Annotated in this window: 11 protein-coding genes; all 11 read left to right on the top strand. The window is 43.2% G+C overall.

Features of this window, described 5'->3' with window-relative positions; translation table 11 throughout:
* Positions 1 to 55 precede the first annotated feature (55 nt).
* The 11 genes from NST09_RS15570 to NST09_RS15520 all read left to right on the top strand — a co-directional run bounded on the left by NST09_RS15570 (position 56) and on the right by NST09_RS15520 (position 14,676).
* Positions 56 to 1,507, top strand: a complete 1,452-nt coding sequence (locus tag NST09_RS15570; RefSeq protein WP_342493092.1) for a tagaturonate reductase — start codon at positions 56 to 58, stop codon at positions 1,505 to 1,507.
* The gene (locus tag NST09_RS15565) at positions 1,504 to 2,997 is read left to right on the top strand and encodes an altronate dehydratase family protein (protein WP_007500276.1); all 1,494 of its coding nucleotides are present in this window, start codon (positions 1,504 to 1,506) and stop codon (positions 2,995 to 2,997) included. The genes NST09_RS15570 and NST09_RS15565 overlap by 4 nt, the downstream gene beginning before the upstream one ends.
* 20 nt (positions 2,998 to 3,017) lie before the next feature.
* Entirely contained in the window at positions 3,018 to 4,409 is a 1,392-nt protein-coding gene (locus tag NST09_RS15560; RefSeq protein ID WP_342493091.1) for a glycoside hydrolase family 28 protein, read from the top strand.
* A 169-nt stretch (positions 4,410 to 4,578) separates the two neighbouring features.
* Positions 4,579 to 5,529 (top strand): ABC transporter substrate-binding protein, encoded by a 951-nt coding sequence (locus NST09_RS15555; protein ID WP_045034579.1) that lies wholly within the window; start codon positions 4,579 to 4,581, stop codon positions 5,527 to 5,529.
* Entirely contained in the window at positions 5,495 to 6,553 is a 1,059-nt protein-coding gene (locus tag NST09_RS15550) for an iron ABC transporter permease (protein ID WP_342493090.1), read from the top strand. The genes NST09_RS15555 and NST09_RS15550 overlap by 35 nt, the downstream gene beginning before the upstream one ends.
* A complete protein-coding gene (locus NST09_RS15545; protein WP_342493089.1) occupies positions 6,550 to 7,836 on the top strand; it encodes a heme ABC transporter ATP-binding protein in 1,287 nt (428 codons plus the stop codon). Before NST09_RS15550 ends, NST09_RS15545 begins: the two co-directional genes overlap by 4 nt.
* Before the next feature lie 179 nt (positions 7,837 to 8,015).
* Complete coding sequence (gene dapA / locus NST09_RS15540; RefSeq protein ID WP_181891199.1) at positions 8,016 to 8,918, top strand: 4-hydroxy-tetrahydrodipicolinate synthase; 903 nt, start codon at positions 8,016 to 8,018, stop codon at positions 8,916 to 8,918.
* Between the two features lie 4 nt (positions 8,919 to 8,922).
* A complete protein-coding gene (locus NST09_RS15535; RefSeq protein ID WP_181891200.1) occupies positions 8,923 to 10,095 on the top strand; it encodes an iron-containing alcohol dehydrogenase in 1,173 nt (390 codons plus the stop codon).
* Positions 10,096 to 10,166: 71 nt separating this feature from the next.
* Positions 10,167 to 11,570: a sodium:solute symporter family protein gene (locus NST09_RS15530; RefSeq protein ID WP_025207958.1), complete on the top strand. Its 1,404-nt coding sequence runs from the start codon at positions 10,167 to 10,169 to the stop codon at positions 11,568 to 11,570.
* A complete protein-coding gene (locus NST09_RS15525) occupies positions 11,570 to 12,745 on the top strand; it encodes an exo-alpha-sialidase (protein WP_048002138.1) in 1,176 nt (391 codons plus the stop codon). Before NST09_RS15530 ends, NST09_RS15525 begins: the two co-directional genes overlap by 1 nt.
* Positions 12,746 to 12,891: 146 nt before the next feature.
* Positions 12,892 to 14,676 carry a sigma-54-dependent Fis family transcriptional regulator gene (locus NST09_RS15520; RefSeq protein ID WP_196297681.1) on the top strand — a complete coding sequence of 595 codons (1,785 nt, stop codon included), beginning with the start codon at positions 12,892 to 12,894 and terminating at the stop codon, positions 14,674 to 14,676.
* The last annotated feature ends 22 nt before the right edge of the window (positions 14,677 to 14,698 follow it).

Here is a 14,698-nt window from a genome sequence, read left to right as displayed (position 1 = left end):
GCATCTTTTAAATGAAAATGTTCACGTGTGCAAAAAATGCAGGGAGGAAAAGCGTTTGAGACGATTATCCAAAGATGTGTACCCAGTGGCTGAATATCCTGAAACCATTCTACAAATTGGCGAAGGAAACTTTATGCGGGGATTTATGAATTGGCAGATCCAGAAGCTAAACGACTGTACAGATTTTAAAGGAAGAGCAGTGGTCGTTCCTCCTCGAAAAGGATCAGTGACCGCTCTAAATGAACAAGATGGTTTGTACACTTTATGTATTCAAGGATTTCATGACCAAAAAGAAATGAACGAACGGATCGTCATTCAATCCATCAGCAGGGGAATCAGCACATATACAGATTATGAAGCCTTTTTACATGTAGCGGAAAGTCCTAATGTGCGCTTTGTCTTTTCTAATACAACAGAGGCAGGACTTGTGTTAAGAAAAGAGGACCGATTAGAAGATCGGCCGCAAGTAAGTTTTCCAGGAAAGCTGACAGCCTTCTTGTATCACCGCTTCAAAGCTTTTTCTGGAGATGAGAAAAAGGGCTTGATCATTTTACCTTGTGAATTGATTGAACAAAACGGTGATCGATTAAGAGAATATGTGATCACAATGGCAGCTGAGTGGAATCTTCCGCCTGATTTTGTGGCTTGGGTCAAGGAAGCCAACACGTTCTGTAATACGTTAGTTGATCGGATTGTCCCAGGATTTTCTCAGGAAGCAGCGGAGACTGTTCAAAAAGAAGAGGGGTATATCGATGAATTGCTTGTCACAGCAGAATATTATCACCTGTTTGTCATTGAAGCACCTCCGTTTGTTCAAAAAGAGCTTCCTTTTCAAGAAGCAGGGTTAAACGTACTTTTTGTGGAAGATATCGCTCCCTATCGTATGAGCAAGGTTCGCATTTTAAACGGTGCACATACAGCGATGGTGCCGATTGCATATTCATGTGGCTTGGATACTGTCAAAAAAGCGGTGGATGATGAGCATGTTGGTGTGTTCATTCGCCGCATGCTTGAGGAGGAAGTGCTGCCAGGTTTGCCACTTCCTGAAGAAGAGCTGCTGCTTTATACACAATCCGTTTGGGATCGATTCTGCAACCCTTTTGTCAAACATCAATTACTTGATATTGCCTTAAATGGTGTATCGAAATTTCGGGCGCGTATTCTCCCGTCTCTTCTAGATTATATAGAGCTAAAAAAACAGTTGCCTACGAAACTTATGTTCTCACTGAGCAGTTTGATTTATTTTTATCAAGTCCATGCAGATCAAATAAAGGATGATGAGTCTGTGATGACATTCATGAAGGAAGCATGGGAGGAAGTGGACCATTCCTATGAATCAATGGTCGATCGACTTCTTTCAAACGAAGTTTTATGGGGGATGGATTTGACGAAGATCGCAGGGCTGAAGGATGCAGTAGCCGAGCAGCTCACCTTCATACATGAAAATGGCATGAGAGCTGCTGTTCACCAAATTCTTCAATATGAAAGTCAGGGGGAGAAGGCATGAGAGACTTTGTTGTGATTCATCCTTCAGATAATGTTGGTATCGCTTTAAAAGTGCTTGAGCAAGGCGAAGAGCTTCAGCACCAAGGTCATACAATCATTTTAAAAGAAACCGTTGCTAAAGGTCATAAATTTGCATTGGCTGAGATCAAAGAAAAAGAGAATATCATCAAATATGGCTACCCCATTGGTCATGCATCCACTGCGATTTCGACTGGAGAATGGGTGCATACGCACAATATCAAAACGAATTTATCAGGTAAGCTCGATTACGAATACCGACCTTCTTTAACAGAAAACCCCTATGAAAAAACGAATCTGACATTCAAAGGGTATAAACGAAAAAATGGCGCAAGTGGTATACGCAATGAGCTTTGGATTGTCCCAACAGTCGGGTGTGTCAATGGCATTGCCGATCAAATCATTCAAATATTTACCGCTGAAATGGGGGGAAGCATCCATCCTTTTGAAACGGCTCTCGTATTAAAGCACAATTATGGGTGCTCACAGCTTGGGGATGATCATGAAAACACAAAAACAATACTTCAAAATGCCGTAAAGCACCCAAATGCTGGAGGGGTTCTCGTTCTAGGTCTTGGCTGTGAAAACAATGACATTGAGGATTTTCAGGCAACATTAGGGGAGTATGACCAGACGAGGGTGAAATTTTTAAGAAGCCAAGAAGTAGGGGATGAGATTGAGACAGGTGTCGCTTTGCTCAAGGAAATTTATGACGCAGCGAAAGAAGATCAGCGAGAAGACATTCCGTTATCTGAGCTGAGTATTGGCTTGAAATGCGGAGGATCAGATGGGTTTTCAGGCATTACCGCAAATCCACTTTTAGGCAGACTGTCCGATTTTATTGTGGCTCAAGGAGGGACCACCGTCTTAACAGAAGTACCGGAAATGTTCGGGGCTGAAACGATCTTAATGGAGAGAGCGGAATCAAAAGCGACATTCGACAGTATTGTGCAGATGATCAATGATTTTAAACAATACTTTATGGATCATCGACAGCCAGTATATGAAAATCCTTCCCCGGGAAATAAAGCAGGAGGAATTTCGACATTAGAAGATAAATCTCTCGGCTGCACACAAAAAGCGGGTACTTCCGTTATAAAGGATGTTTTAACATACGGGGAGCTGCTAAAACGAAAAGGATTGAATTTATTAAGTGCGCCTGGGAATGATTTGGTTGCTTCATCTGCTCTCGCAGCGTCTGGCTGTCAGCTCGTCCTCTTTACAACAGGCAGAGGCACACCGTTTGGCACATTTGTTCCAACGATGAAGGTATCGACCAATACCGCTTTATATGAAACAAAAAAACATTGGATCGACTTTAATGCGGGGGAATTGCTTGAAGATGTACCAGAAGATGTGGTGCTAGAGAAATTCATTGCCACGTTGATTGATGTGGCGAGTGGAAAGCTGTTAAATCATGAAAAAAACAATTTTAGAGAGCTGGCCATTTTTAAAACAGGTGTGACACTTTAAGGCGTCTGGGGGATGAGGAAATGTCTAAAAAACGGAATTTGATGTATGTGACAGCAGGAACAGTACTAACAGGAATTGGACTCGCACGTTTAGCAAAGCAAGGGAAAAAAGACAAAGAAACAGATGGTATAGATCAGGTGTTAAAGCAAATAAAAGCGCCAAAGTTCCCAGATCGTGAATTCAATGTCATTCATTATGGTGCAGATAACAAAGGGATAGAGCTTTCGACAAATGCTATTCAGTCTGCCATCGATGATGCACATCGTTTGAAAGGAGGGCGTGTGCTGATTCCTGAAGGGACATTTTTGACAGGCGCTCTAGAATTGAAAAGCAATGTAGAGCTTCATCTTCATGAAGACGCCTATGTGACCTTCAGCCAAGATACACGTGATTATCTCCCGCTTGTTCTAACAAGATATGAAGGCATTGAGCTTTATAATTATTCACCACTTATTTATGCCCATCATGCAGAAAACATCGCGATTACAGGAGCAGGCACTCTGGACGGGAGAGGGGATGAACACCACTGGTGGCCTTGGAAGTATGGAACAAATGGTCAACCCTCTCAGGACCGGGATCGTCAGCTTCTTTTTGAAATGGCTGAAAAAAGAATACCAGTGGAAGAAAGAGTGTTTGGTGAAGGACATTATTTAAGATCAAGCTTTATCCAGCCATACAATTGCCAAAACATTCTCATTGAAGGAGTAACCGTAAAGGATTCACCGATGTGGCAAGTCCATCCGGTGTTAAGTGAAAACGTCATCGTCCGCGGGGTGATTATCATCGGTCATGGCCCAAATACAGATGGTGTGAATCCAGAGTCGTGCCGACATGTGCTCATTGAAGATTGTTATTTTGATAATGGCGATGATTGTATTGCCATTAAATCGGGTAGAAATGAGGACGGCCGGAGAATCGGTGTTCCATCTGAAAACATCGTCATTCGTAGAAATACGATGCGTGATGGTCATGGCGGAGTAACGATCGGGAGTGAAATCTCTGGAGGCGTCAAGTATGTATATGCAGAGGATAATGTCATGGACAGTCCGAACCTCGACAGGGCATTGCGCATTAAGACCAACTCTGTCAGGGGCGGTACCATTGAACACATCTATTTTAAAAACAATCTAGTGAAAAGCTTAAAGCATGAGGTGGTCTGTATCGACATGATGTATGAGGAAGGGGATGCCGGTCCGCATAGGCCTGTAGTCCGTCATATTGAAGTAGAAGGGTTAAAAAGCAGCGGAGGGCGATATGGTGTCAAGATCGCCGCATACTCACATTCCCCGGTCACACACTTTAAAATGAAAGACTGTGTCATTGACGATGTCACGTACCCTCTTTCATTGGAACATGCAGTATCTCCTTCATTTCAGAAAGTTGTCATTAATGGTGAACATATCAACCAATAGCGAAGTGAAAACAGCCACGTCAAAGGCTGTTTTTCTTTTATAAGGGCAAAAAAACGTATTGGCCGTCACATATACAACCTATCTGCTCTGTAGTATAATATTCCCGAAATTAGAAAAGAATTGACGAAAGAGATGACGTCAAGCAGTACATAAAGCAGGGGGTTTATTGATGAAGAAGTTAACTGGTATTTGGCTATCATTGTTACTTGTGATCGGTGTTTTAGCAGGGTGTGCAGGTGCGGAAACGGACCAAAAAACAAACAGTTCAAAGCCTAAAGAGACAGCGGCTGCCGCATTTCCTGTATCCATCAAAGATGCAGCTGGTAAAACAGTTGAAATCAAAGAACAGCCTAAACGAATTGTTTCGTTAATTCCAAGTAATACAGAGGTTGCCTATGCCCTTGGCCTTGGAGATAAAATCGTGGGTAGATCAGATTTTGACAACTATCCAAAGGAAGTAGAAAAGGTCGAGAAGATTGGCGGTCTTGATTTCAATGTAGAGAAGGTTATTTCCTTAAAACCTGATCTTGTCTTAGCACATGCATCACAAATGAGCTCAAAAGACGGATTTAAACAGCTTGAAGATGCAGGTATTCAAGTGCTGACTGTTAATGATGCAGCTTCCTTCAAAGATGTGTATAAGTCTATTAATATGATTGGTGAAGCAGCTGGCGTAAAAGAGGCATCAACGAAGCTTGTAGATGAGATGAAATCAAAACTGAATGACATCAAAAAACAAGCAGAATCCATCTCCAAAGACAAACAAAAAACAGTTTTTGTCGAAGTATCAGGTGCACCTGAAATTTATACAACAGGTAAACAAACGTTTATGGACGAAATGTTGTCTGTCATTCATGCAAAAAATGCTGCTGGCGACCAAACAGGCTGGGTGCAAATGACGGAAGAATCAATTATTAAACGAAATCCTGATGCTATTGTTACGATTGATGGCGCAAGCTTAGCTGATCTGAAAAAAAGAGACGGCTGGAAGGCGATCAAAGCAGTCAAAGAAAAACAAGTCTTTCAATTGAATACGGATCTGGCATCACGACCGGGACCGCGATTGGTTGAAGGAGTGGAGGCTCTTGCGAAAAGTATCTATCCTGACACGTTCAAATAAAATCATCATCGCATACACAGCAAGTGTTTTACTTCTTGTGGTGAGCATTGGAATGGGAATCTCATTTGGCAGTTTAGGGATTCCCATTCCTTCTATACTTCGGATCTTTGTTCATGAAGTATTTGGAATCGAGGCCGGAACCATTGATGCAATTGACCGCAATATTATGATGAATATCCGGCTGCCGAGAGTGATATTAGCGGCGTTAGTCGGAGCAGCTCTGGCGTTATCTGGTGCAGCCTTTCAAGGTTTATTAAAAAATCCTCTCGCTGACCCTTATACACTTGGGGTATCTCAAGGGGCATCTGTGGGGGCTGTAGCCACATTGTTTTTCAGTTTGCAGTTTCCTTTGCTTGGCAGTTTTACACTGCCTTTTTTGAGTATGACAACAGCGCTTGTCACACTATGTCTCGTCCTCTTTTTTGCCCGTCTGGTTCACCGAGGAATGAGCATTTCTTCTTTAATTTTGACGGGGGTCATCTTTAGCTCTTTTTTAGGAGCGCTCATTTCATTAATGATTGCGTTAACAGGTGATGATTTAAAAGAGATTATTCATTGGCTTCTAGGCAGTGTGTCTATGAGAGGCTGGCGATATATTGCTCTTTTCCTTCCTTTTTTCCTCATTGGTACATTTGCATTGATCTTGATGGGAAGAGATTTAAATGTGATGACATATGGCGAAGAAAAGGCAAAACTGTTAGGGGTTCATGTGAAACGGAGCAAATATGTGGTGTTGCTTGCTGGTTCAATTCTGACTGGAAGTGCGGTGGCTGTGTCAGGAACGATCGGATTTGTAGGACTGGTGATTCCGCATTTTATCCGTCTTTTATCCATTACGGATCATCGTCATTTGCTGCCTTTGTCGATGCTGAATGGTGCTTCCTTTCTCGTTTTAGCAGATGTGCTCTCCCGTACGATCATTGAACCGACTGAATTGCCTATTGGCATCATTACAGCGTTAATTGGTGCACCTGTCTTTGGCATCATCCTCATTCGCAGATATAGAGGAGGGACGCATCTATGATTCAAGTGAAGGAAGTTAGAGGAGGATATGGAGAAAAAGAGGTCATTCACGGCGTGAGTTTTGAAGTGGAGCGAGGGGAATTCCTCGGCATCCTTGGTCCAAATGGGAGCGGTAAGACGACACTGCTTAAAATGATCGCAGGTATTTTAGCACCTGAGAGCGGCCAAGTAACACTAGATGGCCATCCAGTTCAATCCTACCGGCCAAAGGCACTTGCGCAAAAATTGGCGGTTCTTCCCCAGAAGACCGATCAAGCCTTTTCATTTACAGTGGAAGAAACGGTCCAGTTCGGGCGTTATCCTTATCAGAAAGGGTGGCTGCAATCTGTTACGAAAGAAGATATCGAGATTGTCAGCAAGGTGATGGACCAAACAGATATTGCTCAATTTAAGGATCAATCCATCCATGAGTTAAGCGGTGGAGAACAGCAGCGGGTTTACTTAGCTCAAGCGCTGGCTCAGTGCCCTGACTATTTATTGCTGGATGAGCCAACCAGTTTTCTTGATTTAGCCTATCAAAAAGAGTTACTCGATTTGATTAAACAAGAGACCGCTTCCTCTAACTTAACGGTGATCGGTGTGTTTCATGATGTGAACATTGCCAGTTTGTATTGTGACCGTCTGCTTTTGCTGAATGAAGGAAAGACGGACATGCTGGGAGAACCGCATCATGTGTTGACCACCGAACGGGTGAACCGGGTGTATGAAACAGATGTAACACCTCTTCAACATCCACTGCGGGCAAACCCTCAGCTGGTAATTGAACCTGCGTCCATCTCTGAACATTCAAGACTGAACTTAGCGGATGGGTGGAAAACATATGGCGCAAACGGAATGACATTTTCTACTCATCAGCCATTGCGCATCCTTTCATCACATGAGAAAAGCGGGGGTTTCTTTTGGACACGGTCCCTTGGAACGGGAACTGAAGCACTCCATGACATGCTGGATGATGAGGAAGGGTACTTATTTCTTGGTCAATCTGATGGGCCAAAGCAATACGCCGCTGAAGATGACGAGGAAGATGTCCTTCTTTACGGGATGCATCAAGAAGGAGAGCTGACCGTTTGGCTTGTGCTGAAAGGAACGATATCAGATGGTGCGTCTGTCCAGCTAATGGGCGAGCTGATGCACTTCATTAAACAAGAGACAAGTATCCAGGTACATCATCTTTGTATCGCTGCTGCCAATGCAGAAGAAAAGGAGCATACTGCTCATTTACATGAAAGAGTCAGACTGAAAGTGAAGCATCTTCTTCATACATTGAATGCTATGAAAAAGTGAACCGGCTGGTTCACTTTTTTTGTTGAAAACATCAACATCTACTTATGTCATCCACTGAATATTTGAAAAAAACGAAAAAAATGTTGCTAAATAAATCATATTGCTTTTATAATAAGAATAATGAAAGCGTTTTAATAATTAATTGTTTAAAAATGCAACAATCAGAAGGGGAGGATCATTTGAACATTCAAGGAATCATTCCAGCTATTTTGACACCGCTTACAGAAGAAGAGCATTTTCATCCAGAAGTGACAAAGCAACTTATTGATCATTTAATTGACTCAGGTGTGCACGGCATCTTTGCTTTAGGGACAAACGGCGAATTTCATTTGTTTTCAGAGGAAGAAAAGCTTCAAATTGCTGAAACTGTTGTAAAGGCTGCGGGCGGCAGGGTGCCTGTATACATGGGAGCAGGTGAGAATAGCACTGAGGCAACCATTAAGCTGTCAAACAAGTTCGCAGATTTAGGCGTAGATGTCTTGTCGGTTATCACCCCTTATTTTGTTGCGCCATCACAAGAGGAGCTGTATGAGCATTTTCGTCATATTTCAGAGAATGTGACCATCCCCATTTTACTTTATAACATTCCATCAAGAACAGGTGTGTCACTTGCGCCAGAGACGGTTGCAAGGCTCAGCGTCCTACCGAATGTGTTAGGTATTAAAGACAGTAGTGGAGATATTGCCAATATCAAAGCGTATCTCGATGTCACAAAGGATGAAGAGTTTGTGGTGCTTGCAGGAACGGATTCCCTCATTTTAGAGACATTGAAGCTAGGCGGAACAGGTGCAGTGGCGGCAACGGCAAATGTGCTTCCCAAAACCGTCGTTGGCATTTATGAATCGTTTCTGCAAGGAAATCTTGACCAAAGTGAGCAATGTCAGCAGCAGCTGCAGCCGTTAAGAGCGACATTCACATTAGGAACGTTACCAGCACCTTTGAAAAAAGCTGCTGAACTTTCAGGGATTCCTGTAGGTCCGCCAAAAAGCCCGGTCAAAGCATTATCCGGCGAGGCTTTAGAAGCTGTGGCGAACATGATGGAGAATTATCGGATACAAGCAAAAGCAGCAAAGGAGTCGTGAAGAGATGACAATATCACATTATCACTTTCAAACGGCATCACACATTGTTTCTGGCGCCCACTCTCTAGAGCTCCTTGGGGAGAAACTAGAGCTATTAGGACTTAGCAAGTTGAGATCGATTTTTATTTTAACGCAGCCATCCATCGTGTCTCTTGGTTACGCAGATCAAATCAAAACAGAACTTGCGAAAAAAGGGATTGCGAGTGAGATCAGCACAGAGATTAAGCCTGAACCAACGGAAGAAAATATCGAGGACGTCTTCCAGACATTTTTAAAAGGGGAGCATGAAGCCGTTATTGGGATTGGTGGCGGGAGTGTGCTGGATGCGGCCAAAATATTAGCCGTTCTAAAGACGAATGATCAGCCAATTTCTGATCTCGTTGGCACGAACCTTGTTAAAAAAAGAGGAGTTCCAACGATTCTCATTCCAACAACCTCAGGTACGGGATCAGAAGTGACACCAAACGCGATTGTTACCTTTCCGGAAAAAGAATTAAAAATTGGCATGGTCAGCCCATACCTTTTGCCTGATCTTGTGATCTTAGATCCCTCACTGACACTCAAATTGCCAAAAGCCATTACCGCAGCTACAGGGATGGATGCGTTTACGCATGCGCTTGAATCGTATATTTCAAATAAAGCCAATCCATTTAGTGATATGTTTGCACTCGAATCGATGAGGCTCATTTCAGGAAGTATTCAGGAGGCCTATCATCACGGGGATAACATGAAGGCAAGGGAAGATATGCTGATTGGTGCCATGTATGGGGGAATGGCGCTCACAAGTGCCGGAACTGCTGCGGTTCATGCAATGGCTTATCCGTTAGGGGGGAAATACAAAATTTCACACGGTGTCGCTAATTCCATGCTGCTTCCTCATGTCACGGCGTTTAATGCAGATCATATCAAAGATCGACTTGAAGATATTGCTAGAGTGATAGGGATCGAAGAGAAAGGCTCAAAGCATACGCTTGCGGAGCAAGTGATTCGTCAAATTGAAGAGTGGACAGCGGATTTACACATTCCTCAACAACTCAAAGCCTTCGGTGTGTCAAAAGAAGATGTACCGGCACTTGCTGAAGCTGCTTCAGAGGTGAAGAGATTAATGGATAACAACCCGAAGCCGATGTCTGTCTCTGATATTGAACAGGTCTACATGAAACTGCTCCACGTTTAACACTTCATACGTCACTGGGATGGGACATGAGAAGTTGCTTCATACGGCTTGCACACAAAGGGGGATTTTAAGTGAATGTCTTAAGTAGTTCTGTCATCACATTTATTTTAATCGTCATTATTCTCTATATTCTGTTTACGACCTGGCTGACGATGCGTTTCCGTAGTAAGTCTAACTCAGAATTTAACAATGCCGCTAAGTCACTTCCAGCTATTGTGGTCGGTATTTTGTTAATGAGTGAATTCATTGGGACGAAGTCAACTGTCGGAACAGCTGAATCTGCTTTTACACACGGACTTTCCGCTTCATGGTCTGTTATCACAGTTGCTATTGCTTTTTTTATTTTTTCCTTTTTCTTAGTGGGAAAGTTTTATCGAACAGGACAATACACGATTTCAGGTATTATTGATCAAAAATTTGGGAAATCAACAAAGCTTGTTGTCTCTGTCATTATGATTGCAGCCCTGCTCTTGGTGAATCTAGGAAACTATTTAAGTGGTTCAGCTGCCATTGCATCCATTCTTGGTCTTCCTTTAATGACCTGTGCCATCATCACGGCGGTTGTGAGTACATTTTATTTTACTTTCGGAGGAATGAAGGGGGTTGCATGGGTCACGATCCTTCATTCAATTGTGAAGTATGCGGGGATTTTGATTACACTAGGGGTAGCCCTTTATTTAACAAAAGGCTTTGAGCCAATGAAACAAACATTACCCGACCATTTCTTTACATGGGATGGGACAATCGGTTGGGGAACGATTGGAGCTTGGTTTATAGGAAACATGGGGGCCATTTTTGCGACGCAGTTTATCATTCAAGCGATCACCTCGTCGAAAAGTGAGCGAGAAGCGAAAAAATCGACCCTGTATGCAGCACTCCTTTGTTTGCCGCTTGCCATTGCGATCGGGATCATCGGTGTCGCAGCCCGTTATTTATATCCAGACATTGATCCTATTTATGCTTTCCCTGTCTTTTTACAGCATATGAATCCGATTTTGAGCGCTATTGTGGCAACATCGCTTGTCGCATCCATTTTTGTTGGTGTCTCGACGGTTGCACTTGCTACAACCACGTTGATTATTGATGACTTTTATGTACCGAAAAAGAAACCATCACCAGAGCAGCGTATGAAGGTGACTCGGTATGTAGCCGTCATGGTTGGGATTGTGCCGCTTGTGGGGGTCGCACTTGCACCAGAGTTGCTGTCACTTTCCTTTTTTACACGAGCACTTCGAACATCGATTGCAGTTGTAGCAGCAATGGGCTTTTACTTGCCATACTTTAATTCAAATAGAGGAGCAACCATTGGTCTTGCCGCTTCAGGCATCGCCACGACGGTGTGGTATTTACTCGATAATCCATTTGGAATCGATAATATGTATGTGGCCATTATCATTCCTTTCCTAGTTCTGGTGATGGATCGATGGATCAGCCCGCCAGCTAAAAAGGATCAATCACTGAAAGGAGAATTATGATGACAAATGAAGACATCATGATCAAAATAGATGGAAAATTGCGACAAAATGAACAAGACGCAGCTAGAAAAGAAGCCTTTTTACCAACAGATTGCGTGCAAAACCATGCGGCTAATCTCATCGAACTGGATAATGGAGATTTGCTGTGTGTATGGTTTGGCGGTACGCAAGAAGGAATTCCTGATATCTCTATCTATATGTCAAGGCTCAAGCAAGGAAGTAATCAATGGACGAAGGCTGTGAAGCTGTCTGATGATTCTACACGATCTGAACAAAATCCAGTTCTTTTTCAAGAGAAAGATGGCAGGCTGTGGCTGCTTTATACAGCACAACTTTCTGGCAATCAAGATACAGCTCTTGTGAGATATCGTTTATCGGAGGATAGAGGAGAGACTTGGGGAGAGATTGGTACTTTATTTGATCAGCCGGGGACGTTTATACGACAGCCTATTGTTGTATTGGATAATGATGATTGGCTCCTTCCGGTGTTCTATTGTAAAACGATTCCTGGCGTAAAATGGACAGGAAACCGTGATGTCAGTGCTGTGAAGATTTCCTCAGATCAAGGGAGGACCTGGGAAGAGGTCACTGTGCCCAACAGTACTGGCTGTGTTCATATGAATATCGGAAAATGTGCGGATGGTTCCCTGCTTGCTCTCTTTAGAAGCCGGTTTGCTGATTCGATTTATATGAGCCGTTCAGTGGATCATGGACGGACATGGTCTGAGCCAAAAGCAACAGAGCTGCCAAACAATAACTCATCCATTCAATTTACGGTGCTCCATAATGGTCATCTTGCCCTCGTTTATAACCATATCAATGCGGATGATCAAACAGAAAGAAGGGCGTCCTTATATGATGAGATTGAGGATGAAGGCGATACACGCACGGCCATTGATACAGAGGCACGTCCAGCCTTTTGGGGAACACCTCGTGCGCCAATGACACTTGCCATCTCGACGGATGATGGTGCGACATGGCCCATCAGACGTAACCTTGAAATTGGTGATGGATATGCCATGACAAACAACTCAAAGGACAAATTGAATCGAGAGTATTCCTATCCATCCATCACAGAAGGAAAAGATGGTAGTCTGCACATTGCGTTTACTTTTTACCGGCAGGCCATCAAGTATGTGTGTGTGAAAGAAGAATGGACTCATCACACGTCTTAACCGCAAGGGATCAGTGTTTCCGTGAATTGTAACCCTCATTTTCTTCATTTATAATTGATGTTTGGAGGGTTGTCCCAATTTGCTAACATTTGGACTCCCTCGACGTATGTCTCACGATGAAGAGATAAAAAATGGGGGTCCTTTTCATGAATATAAAAGTATTAGGTATTGCGCCGTATAAAGGATTAGGCGATGTATTAATCGACCTTGCCAAAGACGAAAAAAGCATCACATTCCAGCTTGAAGTCGGAGATCTTAGGTCTGGTGTTGCACTGGCAGAACAGGCCGAGGCTCAAGGAATGGATATTATTATGAGCCGCGGGGGGACAGCTGCGCTTATTCAAAAACACGTCAACATTCCAGTGGTGGATATCCCTGTGTCAGGCTACGACTTGCTTCGTGCCCTCACGCTGATTAAAGATTACCAAGGGAAAAAAGCAGTAGTTGGATTTGAAAATATTACACATGGTGTACGCACCATCGGAGAGTTATACGGGATCAAAATTGATATTTATACGATACAGCAAGAGGAAGAAGTGTGGGATCTTTTACAGCAGTTACAGGAGCAAGGGACACAGGTTGTACTGGGTGATGTGATTACAGATAAAGCGGCCAAGGAGCTGGGGATGCAAAGCATGCTCATTACCTCAGGACGTGAATCTGTCAAAGAAGCGTTTCATCAAGCAAAACAAATGTACCGTTTATATAAAGAGGCGACAGCTGAGCAGCGCCTCTTTCGTGAAATGATTGACCAAGAGTCAAAAGGGATGCTGATCATTGATCAGCACAATCAGCTTTATTTTATCAATCAGCAAATGAAAGAATGGACAGAAAAAGGGTTATTTGCACCGTTTACGTCTCATGTTGATGTGATGGATTGGTGCCCGGCGCTTGAACCAGCAGTAAAAGCAGTTCGAGAAGGAAAACAAAATGGATATTCTCAACTCTCCTTTCAGCAGCAAGTGTGGCATGTCAAAGGAAGCTTATTATCTAAAGGTGAGCTGCTTTTGACGATTGAGAAGCCTTCTGCTGTGATTAATAGGGAGGGGCAGCGTATATGGACGCTGGCTGCACCTGTTCATTCAGCACATCCATTTGCTCTTTTTACTGAGCAGAGTTCAAATATGAAAGATGTGATTAAAAGGGCAAAGGCGTTCAGCCAAACAGATCGATCGATTTGTCTTTATGGTGAACAAGGAACTGGTAAATCAAGCCTAGCTTTTGCTATTCACCAAATGAGCGAGAGGAAAAATGAGAGCTTTATGACGGTGCATTGCAGCCGTTTGACTGAATTAGATGATGTAAACATAATTCCGGTGCATCAAAAAGGGACGATCTTTCTGAAGGATATTGATCGTGTCCCAATGGCTATGCAGCCCATTATGGCCGAGCAGCTTATTCATCATCAGCAGAACATTCGCTGGATGGCTGCATCTACAGTTGATTTGTTCAAATTGATGCAATCTGGGGCGTTTCATGAAGACCTATACACGTGTTTGCAGGAGCTCGTCATTCATGTCCCGCCGTTATCTGAACGGGCAGAAGATATTGAGGATATGAGCCGGTTATTTATAGCTGAATTAAATTCTCTTTATGGGACGCAGGTTGTTGGGCTGTCAGCAGATGTGATTGCAGCCTTTCAAAACGAGCGATTTAGAGAAAATGTCCGGCAGTTCAAGCGGATTATGGAGGAACTGGTGCTGACAACAAAAAGTGGATATATCACGTTGAGTAAAGCAAAGCCGGCAATTGAGCAACTTGCTTCTGAGAATGAAGAAAAACAGCTGTCCAGCTATTTACATGGCACGCTTGACGAGATTGAAAGACGAATCATTCGGACGGTACTGGAAGAAGAAAATATGAATCAATCAAAAGCAGCAAAGCGGCTGAATATTAACCGCACGACGCTGTGGAGAAAGTTAAAGGAATAATATGCAATGAGACCGAGGTGTC

Source organism: Bacillus sp. FSL W7-1346, from assembly GCF_038593335.1.
Lineage (GTDB): Bacteria > Bacillota > Bacilli > Bacillales > Bacillaceae > Bacillus > Bacillus altitudinis.
The sequence above is the reverse complement of the archived record's forward strand: the minus strand, read 5'-3'. Positions and strand labels throughout refer to the sequence as shown.